General features: G+C 68.9%; 17 protein-coding genes. 12 read left to right on the top strand and 5 right to left on the bottom strand.

Annotation, left to right across the window (positions count from 1 at the left end; translation table 11 throughout):
* Positions 1–15: 15 nt before the first annotated feature.
* Positions 16–480 carry an arsenite efflux transporter metallochaperone ArsD gene (gene arsD / locus E3O22_RS05165; protein WP_134394312.1) on the bottom strand — a complete coding sequence of 155 codons (465 nt, stop codon included), beginning with the start codon at positions 478–480 and terminating at the stop codon, positions 16–18.
* Between the two features lie 192 nt (positions 481–672).
* Here arsD and E3O22_RS05170 point away from each other — a divergent pair, with 192 nt between their 5' ends.
* Positions 673–1,155, top strand: coding sequence for a heme-degrading domain-containing protein (locus E3O22_RS05170; protein ID WP_134394311.1), 483 nt, complete (start codon positions 673–675; stop codon positions 1,153–1,155).
* Positions 1,156–1,225: 70 nt separating this feature from the next.
* Positions 1,226–2,230, top strand: coding sequence for an acyl-CoA thioesterase (locus tag E3O22_RS05175; RefSeq protein WP_241973504.1), 1,005 nt, complete (start codon positions 1,226–1,228; stop codon positions 2,228–2,230).
* 56 nt (positions 2,231–2,286) lie between these two features.
* On the opposite strand, the gene E3O22_RS15855 is transcribed toward E3O22_RS05175, so the two are convergent.
* Together E3O22_RS15855 and E3O22_RS16555 are read right to left on the bottom strand one after the other, a co-directional pair.
* Complete coding sequence (locus E3O22_RS15855) at positions 2,287–2,454, bottom strand: hypothetical protein (protein WP_166784566.1); 168 nt, start codon at positions 2,452–2,454, stop codon at positions 2,287–2,289.
* 5 nt (positions 2,455–2,459) lie between these two features.
* On the bottom strand, positions 2,460–2,585 hold the full coding sequence (locus E3O22_RS16555; RefSeq protein WP_255570041.1) for a hypothetical protein: 126 nt from the start codon (positions 2,583–2,585) through the stop codon (positions 2,460–2,462).
* 239 nt (positions 2,586–2,824) lie between these two features.
* On the opposite strand from E3O22_RS16555, the gene E3O22_RS05180 reads away from it, so the two are divergent.
* Both E3O22_RS05180 and E3O22_RS05185 read left to right on the top strand, forming a co-directional pair.
* Entirely contained in the window at positions 2,825–5,428 is a 2,604-nt protein-coding gene (locus E3O22_RS05180) for an excinuclease ABC subunit UvrA (protein ID WP_134394310.1), read from the top strand.
* Positions 5,429–5,486: 58 nt separating this feature from the next.
* Positions 5,487–6,773, top strand: coding sequence for an ATP-binding protein (locus tag E3O22_RS05185; RefSeq protein ID WP_134394309.1), 1,287 nt, complete (start codon positions 5,487–5,489; stop codon positions 6,771–6,773).
* A 43-nt stretch (positions 6,774–6,816) separates the two neighbouring features.
* Here E3O22_RS05185 and E3O22_RS05190 read toward each other — a convergent pair whose 3' ends face one another.
* Positions 6,817–7,512, bottom strand: a complete 696-nt coding sequence (locus tag E3O22_RS05190; RefSeq protein ID WP_166784567.1) for a FadR/GntR family transcriptional regulator — start codon at positions 7,510–7,512, stop codon at positions 6,817–6,819.
* Positions 7,513–7,731: 219 nt separating this feature from the next.
* Here E3O22_RS05190 and E3O22_RS05195 point away from each other — a divergent pair, with 219 nt between their 5' ends.
* The 8 genes from E3O22_RS05195 (at position 7,732) to E3O22_RS05230 (ending at position 14,703) form a co-directional block, all read left to right on the top strand.
* On the top strand, positions 7,732–9,135 hold the full coding sequence (locus E3O22_RS05195; RefSeq protein WP_241973505.1) for a GntP family permease: 1,404 nt from the start codon (positions 7,732–7,734) through the stop codon (positions 9,133–9,135).
* Between the two features lies 1 nt (position 9,136).
* Positions 9,137–9,721: a gluconokinase gene (locus tag E3O22_RS05200; protein ID WP_134394307.1), complete on the top strand. Its 585-nt coding sequence runs from the start codon at positions 9,137–9,139 to the stop codon at positions 9,719–9,721.
* A 79-nt stretch (positions 9,722–9,800) separates the two neighbouring features.
* Complete coding sequence (locus E3O22_RS05205) at positions 9,801–10,076, top strand: hypothetical protein (RefSeq protein ID WP_104100589.1); 276 nt, start codon at positions 9,801–9,803, stop codon at positions 10,074–10,076.
* Positions 10,077–10,182: 106 nt separating this feature from the next.
* Positions 10,183–10,659, top strand: a complete 477-nt coding sequence (locus E3O22_RS05210) for a hypothetical protein (protein WP_134394306.1) — start codon at positions 10,183–10,185, stop codon at positions 10,657–10,659.
* 94 nt (positions 10,660–10,753) lie between these two features.
* Complete coding sequence (locus E3O22_RS05215) at positions 10,754–11,344, top strand: DUF305 domain-containing protein (protein ID WP_134394305.1); 591 nt, start codon at positions 10,754–10,756, stop codon at positions 11,342–11,344.
* 3 nt (positions 11,345–11,347) lie between these two features.
* Complete coding sequence (locus E3O22_RS05220) at positions 11,348–12,304, top strand: F510_1955 family glycosylhydrolase (RefSeq protein ID WP_134394304.1); 957 nt, start codon at positions 11,348–11,350, stop codon at positions 12,302–12,304.
* A 107-nt stretch (positions 12,305–12,411) separates the two neighbouring features.
* Entirely contained in the window at positions 12,412–13,641 is a 1,230-nt protein-coding gene (locus tag E3O22_RS05225) for an aminotransferase class V-fold PLP-dependent enzyme (protein WP_166784568.1), read from the top strand.
* Complete coding sequence (locus E3O22_RS05230; RefSeq protein WP_134394302.1) at positions 13,642–14,703, top strand: hypothetical protein; 1,062 nt, start codon at positions 13,642–13,644, stop codon at positions 14,701–14,703.
* On the opposite strand, the gene E3O22_RS05235 is transcribed toward E3O22_RS05230, so the two are convergent.
* The coding region (locus E3O22_RS05235; protein ID WP_134397078.1) for an integrase core domain-containing protein at positions 14,700–14,931 on the bottom strand (232 nt) is incomplete at its 5' end. The two genes, E3O22_RS05230 and E3O22_RS05235, sit on opposite strands and share 4 nt — an antisense overlap.

A 14,931-nucleotide genomic window follows, 5' to 3' on the forward strand; every position in this document is an offset into this window, starting at 1 on the left:
TCGTCATGATCGGCCCTAGCAGCAGCCGCCGTTGCCGCAGCAGCCGGCATCGGCGCCCGCGGTATTTTCGGCGGTCTCGGTGGCCGTGGCGTCACCGGACCCGGCCATGGCTAGCAGCCGCACGGCTCCCTCCGGCTGCACGGCCGCACGGTGACTGGCCGCGCCGGTGTCCACAGCCGCCACGCCGGTCCAGTTCGCAAGCTCGGCGCGGGTCGGGTAGCGGCCGGTGAGCACGGTGGCTCCCCCTACGAGCGTGACGGGCAGGCCCTCCTGGCCGACGGTGTGCAGGAACTGGCGGGCCACCTCGTTCTCCACGAAGGCGAGGGGCTCCTGGGCCAGGTTGAATCGGGCAATGTCACCGCCGTTCGCGCGGGTGAAATCGAGGTCCGCGGAGAAGGTGACCAGCGCCTGGTCGACGTCGACTCCGCAGATGCCTGTGCCGCAGCACAGTCCCGGTTCGAAAATCTCGATGCGTGCCATGGGTGACCATCTCCTAGGCCGGCATCCAGCGGGGACGACTTGTCCGTGATGACGGTCCTCCCAGTATATCGACGCTTATCGATATTTGGCGACCCGTTTGCGTCAGCACCGGCTCCCGTTGCGCGCGCGGGAGTGGAAGACTGACTGCGGGCGCCTCTGCCCTGTCTCATCATTCAACCCGAAAGGCATGCGATGACCGACGCGCACGACGCCGCAGACCTTCTCCCGCTGCTTCTCGAGCAGGAACGTGTTATTCAGTTCGACTCCTTCGACGTGGGCGACGCCTGGGCCGTCGGGTCGCGGCTCGTGGAACTCGGCAACGCCCGGCGGCATCCGATCGCGGTGTCGATCATGTTCGGTGACCAGCGCGTCTTCCATGCCGCCCTGCCCGGTGCCTGCGCCGACAACGACGCCTGGCTCGAGAACAAGTTCCGGGTGGTGCGGCGCTTCGCCAACTCCTCCTACGCCGTGGGCACGCGCTTCCGAGCGAACTCCCGCGACTTCAGCACCGACTCGAACCTCGACCCGAACACACACGCCGCGCATGGCGGCGCCTTCCCCCTGCGCGTACGGGGCTCGCTCATCGGTGTCGTCGGCGTCTCCGGTCTGGCCCAGCGCGATGACCACGACCTTGTCGTCGAGGTTCTCGAGGAACACCGCCGCACGCACGGCTGACCCGCACCGCCCCCGGTCCAGATGTGAAAGTCTGGACCGAAGTCCCTGACCTGCTTCCGTTGGAGTATCCGTGACCGCCACACCTGTCCGTTCGATGCCGCAATTCGATGCGGGCATGCCCGACGACCGCATCACCCTACGGTTCATGGCCGTTCCCGCCGACGTCGCCGCTTCGGGCGCGACCGTGGCCGCCGGCAGCGTGCTGGAGTGGATTGACAAGGCCGCTTACGCCTGTGCGGTGGGCTGGAGCGCATCCGACACGGTCACCGCCTACGTCGGCAATGTGCACTTCACCCGGCCGATAGAGCCCGGCAACCTGGTCGAGGTGCACGCCCGCATCATTCACACCGGACGCACGAGCATGCATGTGCTTGTCACGGTCGAGACCACGGATGTACGCGCCCGGGAATACAGTCCGGCAACCCACTGCATCCTCGTTTTCGTCGCCGTCGACGATGCCGGGAAGCCGCAAGAAGTCCCCTCGTGGGTGCCCCGCTCCGACGTCGACCGGGAGCTGCAAGAGAACGCGACGGCACGGCTCGAGCCGCGCAAGCGTATCCAGACTGTTATGCGCTCACAGGAATATACCGATGACAGCACCACGCCACGCACGGTGTTTCGGTTTTTGGCGGACCCCGCCGATGCGAACTGGGGCGGCAACGCCCACGGCGGTACCGTGATGCGCTGGATCGATGAGGCCGCCTTCGCGACGGCGGCGGCCTGGAGTTCCGTGGCGGCCGTGGCCGTCTACTCGGGCGGCATCCACTTCTACCGGCCGATCCACATCGGGCACATCGTCGAAGTGGATGCCCGGCTCATCCACACTGGCAAGCACAGCATGCACGTCAGCATCCGGGTGCGCTCGGGCAGTCCACGCACGCCGCACGATTTGCACCTCACGACGCAGTGCATGAGCATTTTCGTCGCACTCGGCGCGAACGGGCGCGCCGAGCCGGTAGAGCCGCTGACGCTGATCACCCCGGAAGACAAGCGCCTCGACCAGCACGCCCGGGACCTGATGGAATTGCGCGCGCCGCTCGTCACGATGCCCGTTGACCAGCTGCGCCTGCCGTGACCGGCGCGCCCTCACTGCCCGAACGAATTCGACACCGGTTCAGGGGAACCGCCGGGTCACTCCTGGGGTTCGTTCGCGTGCTCGGCGGCAGCGGCCAGTGCGGCGCGCTCGCTCTTCGAAAGCCGCGCGACGTAGGCGCGCTTGAGTTCGGCCCAGCGGGGCATCGAGACCTGGTTGGCAGGTACCTGCTCGTCTGAACCGGTGGGCGTGGTGCGGTCGGCCATGGTATTCAGCGACTCTCGCCGATGAGGGCGGCGCTCGGAGCGGACTGGCGGGACAGGAACGCCCGCTTCAGGGCCGCCCAACGCAGCAGGGAAACGTAATGGGTAGCGGTGGATCCGGATGTATCAGTCAATGGTTCTCTCAGTCTCAAACGTGGTTTGAACGGCACGCCGCTGAGCCTGGTCCAATAGAAGAGCGATCGAGATTGTCACGGTAGAACATCGGGATCTGTCACGGTTGAGCATCGAGATGAAGACCGACCCACCGCCATCAGTGGACGGGATCGCAATCCAACAATCATACCGCGTCGCCTCTCAGGTCCACTATCTCCAGCCCGGCATCCGCCCAGACGTTCGGGCTAGAGTCAGCCGGATGCAACCGCCTCGCCCTGACGCCGACACCGCCGCCTCGACCCGGAACGCTCCGTCGACCGCACCGGGGAACGCGCCGTTCGCGGGCTTCGTTCAGGTGCGCGGGGCTCGGGAGAACAACCTCCGGAACGTCGACGTCGACGTTCCCCGGGACGCCATCGTCGCCTTCACCGGGGTCTCCGGCTCCGGAAAGTCGTCGCTGGCGTTCGGCACCATCTTCGCGGAGGCCCAGCGCCGGTTCCTGGAATCCGTCGCGCCCTACGCGCGCCGGCTGATCCAACAGGGCCACACCCCGCAGGTTGACGAGATCACGGGGTTGCCGCCGGCCGTGGCCCTGCAGCAGCGCCGAGGTGCACCCAGCTCCCGCTCGAGCGTGGGCACCCTGACCACCCTGTCCAACTCGCTGCGGATGCTGTACTCCCGGGCCGGCATGTACCCGGCGGATGCCCCGCGCCTCGAGTCCGACTCCTTCTCCCCCAACACCGTGGCCGGCGCCTGCCCGCAGTGCCACGGCCTCGGCACGGCGCATACCGTGACCGAGGCAACCCTCGTGCCTGACCCTGCCCTGAGCATCCGTGACGGCGCCATCGCGGCCTGGCCGGGCGCCTGGCAGGGCAAGAACCTGCGGGACATCCTGATCACCCTTGGCTACGACGTGGACACTGCCTGGCAGGGCCTGCCGCGCTCTGCGCGGGACTGGATCCTCTTCACTGAGGAACAGCCCGTGGTGGAGGTCACCCCGCAGCGCGACCGCATCGCCAAGCCGTACCAGGGCCGGTTCTGGAGCGCGAAGAGCTATGTGCTGCACACCCTGGCCGACTCCAAGAGCCAGAGCCAGCGGGAGCGCGCGCTGCGTTTCGTCGAATCCGGCCCGTGTCCCCTGTGCGGGGGCAGCGGACTCACGCCCGCGGCCCTGGCGGTCACGGTGGCCGGCCGGTCGATCGCCCAGCTCAACCTGCTGCCGCTGACCGGGCTCGCCGAGCTGCTGCGCGCGACGCTCCGGGCGAGCGGCGCCGAGCACACCGCGGAGCCCACGGAGGCCGCCGTGACCCTCACCCGGGACCTGCTCGCCCGCATCGAGGTGCTGCTCGAACTGGGCCTCGGCTACCTGAGCCTCGGGCGCGCGACGCCCACCCTCTCCCCCGGCGAGATGCAGCGCCTGCGCATCGCCACCCAGCTGCGCTCGGGTCTGTTCGGTGTGATCTACGTGCTCGACGAACCGTCGGCCGGGCTGCACCCGGCCGACGCCGAACCACTGCTGCTCGTGCTGGAGCAGCTGAAGGCATCCGGCAACTCGGTCTTCGTCGTCGAGCACAACATGGACATCGTGCGCCGGGCCGACTGGGTCGTCGACGTGGGCCCGCTGGCCGGGGCGGGCGGCGGCGTCGTGCTCTACAGCGGACCCATCGCAGGTCTGGCCGATGTTCCGGAGTCGGTTACCCGGCAGTTCCTGTTCCCGGCCGCGCCGGAGCCTTCCGCGCCAGCCACGCCCCAGCCCGCGGCGCTGCGCACACCGGAACGCTGGCTGGGCCTGCACGGGGTCACCCGGCACAACCTCCGAGGCGTCGACGCCGGCTTCCCGCTCGGTGTGCTGACCGCGGTGACCGGCGTGTCCGGTTCCGGCAAGTCCACCCTGGTCAGCCAGGTTCTGGCGGATGCCGTGCGGCTCGCGCTGCATCCGGAGTCCGACGTCGCCGACGCCTCTGATCCGACGGCAGTTGCAGGCGCCGCCGCAGGCGCCGCTGACGACGACGGCGACGAACGCGGCGACTCCGAGCCGCGGGCGCGGGTCGACCGGATCACCGGCCTGGAGTCCGTGGACCGCCTGGTGCGCGTGGACCAGAAGCCGATCGGGCGCACTCCGCGCTCCAACCTGGCCACCTACACCGGGCTCTTCGACGCGGTGCGCGCGACCTTCGCGGCCACGGACGAGGCCCGGAAGCGCGGCTACGGCGCCGGACGGTTTTCCTTCAACGTGCCCGGCGGCCGCTGCGAGACCTGTCTCGGAGAGGGCTCGGTGAGCGTCGGGCTGCTCTTCCTGCCCGGCAGCTACACGCCCTGCCCGGCCTGCCTTGGCTCGCGCTACAACCCGGAGACCCTGCAGGTGACCTATCGGGGCAAGTCCATCGCCGACGTGCTCGGCCTGAGCGTCGAGGAGGCCGCCGGCTTCCTGGCCGACGTACCGGCCGCCGCCCGCAGCCTCGCCACCCTGCGTGAGGTCGGGCTCGGCTATCTCCGGCTCGGCCAGCCGGCCACCGAGCTCTCCGGTGGCGAGGCGCAGCGCATCAAGCTCGCCACCGAACTGCAGCGCGCCCGCCGCGGTCACACGATGTACCTCCTCGACGAGCCGACCACCGGACTGCACCCCGCGGATGTCCGCCTCCTCCTGGCCCAGCTGGGCCGCCTGGTCGACGCCGGCAATACGGTGATCGTGGTCGAGCACAACCTCGACGTGGTGGCCGCCGCCGACTGGGTGATCGACCTGGGTCCGGCCGGCGGCGATGCGGGCGGCGAGATCGTGGCGACCGGAACCCCGGCTGCCGTCGCACGGCATCCGCACAGCCGCACCGCGCCCTACCTTGCCCGCCGCTTGGCTGCTCGCTAGTTCGACGGGGCGCGTGCCATAGATTGAGAGGCGTACGTGTCGGCGCGAAGGAGCACTCATGACTGGTTGGCGGATCCGCGACTTTCACTCGGACGACCTCGACGGCATCCTTCGCCTCTGGGAAGAGATCACGGCCGCCAAGACGGAGCCCGTCTACGGCCTGTCCGAGGTGCTGGCCTCCTGCCAGAAGGATGACGCCGTGGTCGCCCTTGCCGGCGACGAGGTCGTCGGGGCCGCCGTGGGCCGCGCCGCCCATGCCCAGGGCTGGGTCGTCTTCCTCGCCACCGCGCAGCGCTACCAGGGCCGCGGCATCGGCACGGCCCTGCTGGCCGCCCTGGAGAAGAAGATGTCCCGGCACGCGTTGACCAAGCTGTCCGCGCTGATGCCCGAATCGGCCACGCGCGTCGACGCCTTCGTGAAGCGGGGTTTCGAGGTCAAGCAGCACCTGCGCTACTTCGAGCGCCACATCCCGGTGCAACGCGAGGAGCTGCGGTCGCTCAGCGAACTGGGCGGGCGCATCCTGCCGCGCGATCTCTGGGAGGGCGTCGGCGGCATGCGCACCGAAAAGGAGCTGCTCGAACGAAGGCTCGTCATGCCGCTGGCCAAACCCGACATGGCCGAACAGTACGGCGTCGTGCCACCGAAGGCTGTCGTGCTCTTCGGGCCTCCCGGAACGGGCAAGACCACCTTCGCAAAGGCCATCGCGTCGCGGCTGGAATGGCCCTTTGTCGAGGTCTTCCCCTCGCGGCTCGCGACCGACCCCAAGGGCCTTGCCGGTGCGCTCCGGGAGACCTTCCTGAAGATCTCCGAGCTGGAGCACGCGGTCGTCTTCATCGACGAGGTCGAGGAGATCGCGGCGCAACGCGGCGGCGAACCACCCTCGGCGCTGCAGGGCGTCACCAATGAACTGCTGAAGATCATTCCCGCCTTCCGCGAGCAGCCCGGCCGGCTCCTGGTCTGCGCCACGAACTTCATCCGCGCCCTCGATTCCGCCTTCCTCCGGCACGGACGCTTCGACTACGTCATCCCGATCGGGCTTCCGGATGTCGCCGCCCGCCAGGCCATCTGGGAGCGCTACATCCCCAAGGGCAGGAAAAGCACGGTCGACCTGAGCGCGCTCGTCACCGCGAGCGACGGGTTCTCACCAGCCGACATCGAGTACGCCGCCCGGCGCGCCTCCCAGCAGGCGCTGGAACGCGCACTGTTCGAGGGGGCGGACGAGTCGACGCCCGGCGGCCCGGGCACCGAGGACTACCTGGTCGCGATCCGGTCGACCCGCACCACCGTGTCGGCCCAGGTCGCCAGCGAATTCCTGGAGGACATCGAGCGGCTCGCCCGGCTCTGAGCACGAGGTGCCCGGCAACGGACACCGCGTCAGGCCGGCAGCCTCAGGCCCCGAGGCCCCGTTCGGCTCGGCCCGATTCCTGGATGAACTCGGTCAGGGTGGCCTCGATCGTGGCATACGACCAGCGGTACGCGGCATCCTCGTCGCGCGCGAACAGCGCCTCGGCCAGCTGATTGTGCCGGTGTGCCGACGGCGGCGTGTACTCGGTGATGGTGAAGCGCTTCTCCTCCTCGCGCGTGCGGAGGAGCGCCGCGACCGTGCCGGCGAAGTGCCCCATCACGCTGTTGCCGGAGGCGATCAGGATCAGGGAGTGGAACTCGATGTCGGCCTCGAGGAACCCGCGACCGTCGCCGGCAAGGTCAGCCACGACCATGCCCTCGGCCGCCGCCCGCACCGCGTCCAGCTGCTCGGCGGTCATCAGGCGCGCGCTCAGCCGGGCGGCCACAGGCTCGATGCCGAGGCGCAGTTCCAGCATCTCGCGCATCTGGGTGAGATAGTCGGTGCCGCGTCCGCGCCAGTAGATGATCTGCGGGTGCATCAGGTCCCAGGAGGCACGGGGCAGCACCTGGGTGCCCACCCGCTGCCGCGGCTCGACCATACCCAGCGACTGCAGCACCCGCAGTGCCTCGCGCAGCACGGAGCGAGAGACCGCGAATTCCTCGCTGATCACGTCCAGGTTCAGGATGTCGCCGGTCAGGTATCCGCCGTCGACGATCTGTTGGCCCAGCGAGTTCACCACCCGCGCATGCAGCCCTCGCTCACTCCACACTCCTGCGCCCGCCCCATGGTTCATCTCAGCTTCTCCCTGCGGACTGGCCGCGCGCGTCGTCGCGTCCGCGCGACGTCCCCCATCGTGATCGTACCGGCGCTGGTCCCGGAGTCGCGATTCGTGTGCCACACTCAAATATCTGATTAATCAGATTATTGGACGATGAGGTCGCAGTGAAGCAGCCTCGGAATGGAAATTCAGATGATTCTTCCCTACGCGGCTCCGGTGGTTCCGATTGAACCGGCCGGCAGCGACCTCCAGCTCATCCTCGCCGCCCTCGTCGGCGTCGCGGTGATCATCCTGCTCATCACCTGGCTCAAGGTGCATCCGTTCCTCGCCCTCTCGATCGGCGCCGTGGGCGTCGGGGTCGGGGCCGGCCTCGCTCCCGCCGCCGCCGTCACGAGCTTCAGCGCCGGCTTCGGCGCCACCATGGCCGGCGTCGGAATCCTGGTCGGCTTCGGCGCCATGTTCGGCAAGCTGCTGGCCGACTCCGGCGGAGCCGACCGCATCGTCGACTCGCTGGTGACGCGCTCGAGCGCCCGCACCCTGCCGTGGACGATGGCCCTGATCGGCGGGCTGATCGGCCTGCCGATGTTCTTCGAAGTCGGCCTCGTGCTGCTCATCCCGGTGATCATCCTGGTGGCCCGCCGCAGCGGGCTCTCGCTCATCCGCATCGCCATCCCTGCCCTCGCCGGCCTGTCCGTCATGCACGGCCTGGTGCCGCCGCACCCCGGTCCGCTCGTGGCCGTGACCACTCTCGATGCGAACCTCGGGCTCACTCTCGCGATCGGCGTGCTCATCGCCATTCCGACCGTCATCATCGCCGGCCCGATCTTCAGCAGGTTCGCGAGCCGTTGGGTCTCCGTGCCCGTGCCGGCCCTGTTCCTCACCAACGAGGAACAGGGTCTGGGCGAGAACAGTCGGCGCCCGAGCTTCCTGATCACCATCTCGGGCATCCTGCTCCCCGTCGTGCTGATGCTCGCCCGATCGATCGCCGACGCCATCGACCCGGGCTCCACCTCGCCTCTCAACGCCACGCTCGACTTCCTCGGCACGCCGATGATCGCCCTCGGCATCGCCGTGATCTACGCGATGATCGTCTTCGGTCGCGGTGGCGGCATGGACCGCGCCGGGGTCGCCAGGTCCCTCTCCGACTCCCTCCCGCCGATCGCGGGCATCCTGCTCATCGTGGGCGCGGGCGGCGGGTTCAAGCAGGTGCTCATCGACACCGGCATCGGCACCGTCATCGCCGACGCCGTGGCCGGCAGCAGCGTCTCGGTGCTCGTGCTGGCCTGGTTCGTCGCCGCCCTGATCCGCGTCGCTACCGGCTCGGCCACCGTCGCCACCGTGACGGCCGCCGGCATCCTCGCCCCCGTCGCGGCCAGCCTGGGCAGCACGGATGTCTCGCTGATGGTTCTCGCCATCGGCGCCGGTTCGCTCTTCCTCTCCCACGTCAACGATGCCGGGTTCTGGCTCGTCAAGGAGTACCTCGGCACGACCGTCGGGCAGAATCTGAAGACCTGGACCGTGATGGAGTGCCTGATCTCCGTGGTCGGCCTTGCCGGCGTCCTCCTGCTGAATATCGTGATCTAGCATGTTCGAGACTCAGCAGCCCGTGCTCGTGATCATGGGCATCTCCGGATCCGGCAAGTCCACCGTGGCAGGGCTCCTCGCCGGCCAGCTCGGCTGGGATCTCGAGGAGGGCGACGACCTGCACCCCCAGGCGAACATCGACAAGATGTCCGCCGGTCGGCCTCTGAACGACGAGGACCGCGCACCCTGGCTCGACACGGTCTCCTCGTGGATCATCGAGCACACCATGGCGGGGGTGCCGGGCATCATCACCTGCTCGGCGCTCAAGCGCCGCTACCGCGACGTGCTGCGCGAGCACAACGTGATCTTCGTGCACCTGACCGGGTCGACGGACCTGATCGGGCGCCGGCTTGCGACGCGCCACGACCACTACATGCCGACCTCCCTGCTCGATTCGCAGGTGGCCACACTCGAGGCGCCCGACGCCGACGAGCGCGCGATCTCCATCGACGCCGGCCGCGCTCCGGCCGAGGAGGCCGCCGAGATCGTGCGGCGGCTCGGGCTCACGCCCCGGCCCGGCTCGTCGAGCCTGGGCGCGCGAGAACCGGGCAAGTCCTCGGTGCCGGGGTCGCGAGCGATTTCCTGATCGGGTCTGGCGAGTGTCGGCGGCATGAACTACACTCGCAGAACCGAATGGATGTTCGAGAGTATCAAGGGAGCCACGCATGCCTCAGATCATTGACGCAGTCGTCGACGTGGAGCTGTCCGTCGACGGCGACCCGCGCGCGTTCATCTGGAACCGGTTCGAACACACCGTCATCGGCCAGCCGCAGGCGATCTTCACCCGCACTCGCTGGTGGGAGAACGCCGGCGGCGTGCCGTCCCGCATCGACACCGAGCTCTGGCGCCTCGATGCCTCGCGCGGCGACGAGGAACAACACCGCTACGACCTGCGCCGCGACACCGACGGGTCGTGGGTGCTCGCGCTCGACTGGGGGTGAGCCCACTCCCAGCCGGCACCGATCCGCCCGGGTATAGCCTGAGCGGGTATCCAGGCTCAACGACCGGCCAGACGGATGCCCAGACCACAGTTCGGACGGAGGCGGCATGCGGCACACGCGCGGTGCCATCTCCTTCCGTCGTAGCCGCCACGTCTTCCACTTCGCCGTGCTGGCCGTGCTCACACTGGCCGCGATGCTGCTCTGCCTGCTCGCCGTGCACTCGGCCGGAACCGGGCACGGCCTGGCTCACCCACCGGCCCACAGCCTGTCCGCAGCCCCGACATCGTCAACGCCAGTGACCGCGACCGCGATGGCGGTCGGCGCGCATTCCGCGACCGCCCACACCGCAACATCCCCCGACACCGTCGGCAACGCCGACACCCACTCGATGTCGGGCCTGGCCGCCCTCTCGATGACCTGTTCCCTGCTGCTGATCCTGGGCGCCCTGATTGTGCTGTCCCGGCGCCCGTCGTTCTACCGACGCCTGCTCGAGGCCGGCGGCTTCATCGTCAGCTCCTTCCGCGAGATCCCGCTGCACCTGCACCGGCCCAGCCTCACCCTGCTCTCCATCAGCCGCACCTAGGCCGAAACCCTCGCCAGCGCACCCCCACCGGACTGCGCGGCCCGGCCGCATCCCGGCCCCGGTTTCTCACGCTTTGCCGACGAATGGAACACCAATGCTCAGAACCACCCGCACGCTCCGCACCTCCATGATCGCCGCCGCCGTGCTGACCACGGCGCTTACCCTGAGCGGCTGCGGCAGCACGCCCCCGGCCGCGGGCACCCCGGCCGCCGGCGGCTCAAGCGCCGCCGCCAACGCCGCGGATATCGACTTCGCCCAGATGATGATCCCCCACCACGAGCAGGCCGTCGAGATGAGCGAGAACCTGCTCGCCAAGCGCGGCACCGACCCGCGCGTCACCGCCCTGGCGACCGAGATCAAGGCAGCGCAGGAGCCCGAGATCACCCGGTTGACCGATTGGCTGGGCGAGTGGGGCGCCGACACGGGCGGCATGTCCGACATGGACCACGGCACCGACGGCATGATGAGCGAGGCAGACCTGATGACGATGGACGAGGCCTCGGGCTCCGGGGCCGACCAGGTGTTCCTCGAGCTCATGATCGCGCACCACGAGGGCGCCATCGCCATGGCGCAAACGCACCAGAACGAGGGAAGCAACGCCGACGCACAGGCCCTCTCGGCCACCATCGTCGACTCGCAGTCCGCCGAAATCGCCGTCATGACCGACCTCCTCACCGAGTTCTGACCCATGACGACGTCCAGAAGAACCATCCGCCTCGGCGGCGCCACCGTGATCACGGTCGGCCTCGCGGCCGCACTGGCCGCCTGCGCGCCCACCCCAGCGACTCCGTCAACCGGCACGCCCACCACCACCACGGCCTTCGAACACGTCCACGGCCTCGGCGCCGACCCGTCCACCGGCGCGACCTATGCCGGCACGCACCAGGGCGTGTGGCAAATCCCGACCGGCCTGCTCCCCGACAGCTACCTGGCCGGGGCGCCGGATGCCGAGATCACCCGGCCCACCCCGACCGACGGCCCGGCCTTTGACGCCATGGGCTTCACCGTGGCCGGGCCGGGCCTGCTGCTGGCGTCCGGGCATCCGGGCTCCGACACGTCCACGTTGTCGGCCCCGAATGTGGGGCTGATCAGCAGCGCGGATGCGGCGGCCACCTGGTCGAACGTCTCCCTCGCCGGCGAGACCGACTTCCACGACCTCGACGCGGTGACCCTGCCGACGGGCGCCCTGCGCGTCTACGGCTACGACGCCGCCGCCGGCACGGTCAGCATCAGCGACGACGACGGGGCCACCTGGTCGCCCGGAGCCGCGGTGGCGCTGCGCGACCTCGCCGCCGACCCGGCGACCCCGGACCGGGTCTTCGCGACCACCGAGAACGGCCTCGCCGTGAGCGAGGATGCCGGGCGCACGTTCGGGACGCTCTCCGGCGCACCGATGCTGTACCTGATCGACGTTCAGGATGCCGCTGCCGGCGGCGTCGTCGGCATCGATCCCGACGGCGTGGTCTGGCACCAGGAGACCGGAGGTGGAACCTGGACCCGCGGCGGGCAGACCGAGGGTACCCCGGAGGCCTTTGCCGTCGTCGGCGGCAGCATGCCCTGGCTCCTCGCCGCCGACCAGCGAGGGGTTGTCGCGAGTGACGACTTCGGCCTTACCTGGACCGTGCTCGTTGCGGCCCAGGCCTAGACCGGTGCGACGGATGAAGCCATGACCACCACGCTCCCAGCCGGTTCCCAGCCACGCCGGGCAAAACCCGCTGCTCGCCTAGAATGAGCCGGAAAGAATTGAAGGACATGAAGCACACTGGGTTGTTCCGGCGCACACCACCGGTTGCGGTCGAAACCGGCCGTCTCGCCGATTTCGCCTACCTCGAACCCGGCGCGGTCTACCTCGACTCCGCCTGTCAAAGCCTCCGGCCGCAGCCGGTCCTCGATGCCCTGACCGAGTACTACACGGCGTACAACGCCTGCGGCGGGCGCGTGAAGTACGCCTGGGGCACCCGCGTCGACCGGGAGGTGCAGGACGCCCGCCGGGCCGTGCTCGAGCTGCTCGGCCTCTCCGGCCGGGGTCACGCGGTCTCCTTCACCCTCAACACGACCTTCGGCCTGAACCTGCTGTTGCAACAGCTGCCGCAGGGCCGGTTCGGGCAGATGGTCACGAGCCACATCGAGCACAATTCGGTCTTCCTGCCCACCATGACGGCGGCGACCCGACTGGGGGTGCCCCGCCTGGTGCTCGACCGCGCCCCCGACGGCGCCCTGATCTACCGGCCGGCCCAGCTCGAACGCGCGATCGTGGTCGTCAACGTGGCCTCCAACATCGACGGGCGTCTACTTACCAACCTCACCGACCTGGTGCGCGACACCCACGCCCGCGGCGGCATCGTCATCCTCGACGCCGCGCAGGCCATGGCGCACGAACGCACCCTGCTGGCCAAAACCGAGGCCGACGCGCTCTGCTTCTCCGCCCACAAGATGTACGGCGCCAGCCTCGGCGTGGTCGTCGCCACCCACGAGCTGCTCGGTTCCCTCGAACTCACCTTCGTGGGCGGCGGCATGGTCGCGGATGTCCGCGAAGACTCCTACGACCTTCTCGCCAACGACCCGGGCGCCCTGCTCGAACCCGGGCTGCAGGCCTGGGGCGAGATCATCGCCCTGCACCGTGCGATCGAGTGGCTGGGACAGGTGCGCCCCGGCGGCCGGCCCGCTGCCGAGCACCTTCAGGGTCTCTCGCAGCGGCTCTTCGAGGGTCTCGGCGACATCCCCGGCCTCACTCTGGTCAACACCGCGGCCAGCCCGGTGATCAGCGTCTACGCCCCGAAACAGGATTCGCACCGGCTCGCAGTGTTCCTCTCCCAGTCCCACATCATGGTGCGCAGCGGCTACTTCTGCGCCCACCACTACCTGAAAGACCAGCTCGGGCTGCCGCCGCTGCTGCGCTTCTCGCTCGGACTGCACTCAACCACGGCCGATGTCGATCAGGCCGCACAGGCCCTCGCGCGCCTGATGAAAGGCCTCTCCTAAGTGTTCTGCATTGCCGCATTCATCGTTCTCGTTTTCATGGCGGCCGTGTCGGCACGATACCGCCGCTACCTCGGCAAGGCGTGGAACTGCACCCTCCGCCGGGTCACGTTCCGCCCCTGCGACACCACCTTCAAGCAGGACATCAAGGACCACCTGCTCGCGCCGCTGGCGGTGCGCCGTCCGAAGCTCGTCGGCCCGGCATCCGTCGCCCTCGAGGTGGTCGCGCTGCTCGTGGTGCTCACCACCGTCTGGAGCGCATACGTCGTCGTCAAGAGCGGTGTGAACCTGTACGTCTACGGCACCTGCAACAAGCAGGATTCCGCATCCTGCAGCCTGGGCGCCGAGGCCTGCTCGATCCCCGACCAGACGCCCACCTTCGGCGAGTCCCTGCTCTCCGGCGACGTGATCGGCGCCTTCGGCAACGACTTCGCCAGCCTCGGCGAGACGTTCTCGGCGATCCCCTCCCGCATGCAGAACTGGGAGGCCGAGGAATACCTGCCCGCCAACGCCAGCTACCTGGGCGTCTACGACGCGAAGAAGGAAACCGCGCTCGAGGTCATCGACCCCGGCTGCACCTACTGCCTGCAGCTGTTCAACAACATCGAGGAGGCCGGGTTCGACGACCGGATGAACCTCACCTACATCGCCTACCCGATCGCCGCCGACGACGGCTACAAGTTCCAGAACTCGCTGCTCGTCACCCAGTACCTCGAGGCGCTGCGGCTGAACCCTCTCGCCGACGCCGCCACGCCGGTCGACTGGGAGATCCTGCGCCGGATCTACACGGAAGACGATGACAAGGGCGTTTCCTGGCAGAGCGTGATCAACGGCGCCGAGCCGGCTGTCGCCACCACGCTGCTGCAGGACTGGTCGGCTGAATTCGGCCTGAGCCCGGAACAGGTCGCCGCCGTGGCATCCGTCGCCGCCTCCGACGAGGTCGCCGACATCATCGCCGCGAACACGCGGCTGGTCGAGGAGAGCATCCACACCGTGAAGATCCCGACGATCATCTTCGACGGCCGCCGTCACGACGGCCTGGTCTCGGTGGGCGACCTGGACTAGCTGTTGTTCCCACTGACGTTGTGAGCACGGTTGATGGGTGATTTGCCGCCGATGCCGGTATGGGGTCTGTGGTGATTGTAGCTATGGATCCAGTCTTGGTAGGTGGCTGCTCGGGCGGTGTCTGAGTTGTAGTGGTGGGCGTAAGCCCATTCCGCGGCGAGGGTGCGGTGGAATCGTTCGATCTTTCCGTTGGTTTGGGGTCGGTAGGGCCGGGTGAACTTGTGCGTA

The sequence above is a fragment of the Cryobacterium sp. TMT2-18-2 genome (genome assembly GCF_004402245.1).
Lineage (GTDB): Bacteria > Actinomycetota > Actinomycetes > Actinomycetales > Microbacteriaceae > Cryobacterium > Cryobacterium sandaracinum.

Bases quoted from the DNA above. Each gene is read 5' to 3' on its own strand.
- arsD (WP_134394312.1), bottom strand. From the start codon at position 480: ATGGCACGCATCGAGATTTTCGAACCGGGACTGTGCTGCGGCACAGGC.
- E3O22_RS05170 (WP_134394311.1), top strand. From the start codon at position 673: ATGACCGACGCGCACGACGCCGCAGACCTTCTCCCGCTGCTTCTCGAG.
- E3O22_RS15855 (WP_166784566.1), bottom strand. From the start codon at position 2,454: ATGGCCGACCGCACCACGCCCACCGGTTCAGACGAGCAGGTACCTGCC.
- E3O22_RS05180 (WP_134394310.1), top strand. From the start codon at position 2,825: ATGCAACCGCCTCGCCCTGACGCCGACACCGCCGCCTCGACCCGGAAC.
- E3O22_RS05185 (WP_134394309.1), top strand. From the start codon at position 5,487: ATGACTGGTTGGCGGATCCGCGACTTTCACTCGGACGACCTCGACGGC.
- E3O22_RS05195 (WP_241973505.1), top strand. From the start codon at position 7,732: ATGGAAATTCAGATGATTCTTCCCTACGCGGCTCCGGTGGTTCCGATT.
- E3O22_RS05200 (WP_134394307.1), top strand. From the start codon at position 9,137: ATGTTCGAGACTCAGCAGCCCGTGCTCGTGATCATGGGCATCTCCGGA.
- E3O22_RS05205 (WP_104100589.1), top strand. From the start codon at position 9,801: ATGCCTCAGATCATTGACGCAGTCGTCGACGTGGAGCTGTCCGTCGAC.
- E3O22_RS05210 (WP_134394306.1), top strand. From the start codon at position 10,183: ATGCGGCACACGCGCGGTGCCATCTCCTTCCGTCGTAGCCGCCACGTC.
- E3O22_RS05215 (WP_134394305.1), top strand. From the start codon at position 10,754: ATGCTCAGAACCACCCGCACGCTCCGCACCTCCATGATCGCCGCCGCC.
- E3O22_RS05220 (WP_134394304.1), top strand. From the start codon at position 11,348: ATGACGACGTCCAGAAGAACCATCCGCCTCGGCGGCGCCACCGTGATC.
- E3O22_RS05225 (WP_166784568.1), top strand. From the start codon at position 12,412: ATGAAGCACACTGGGTTGTTCCGGCGCACACCACCGGTTGCGGTCGAA.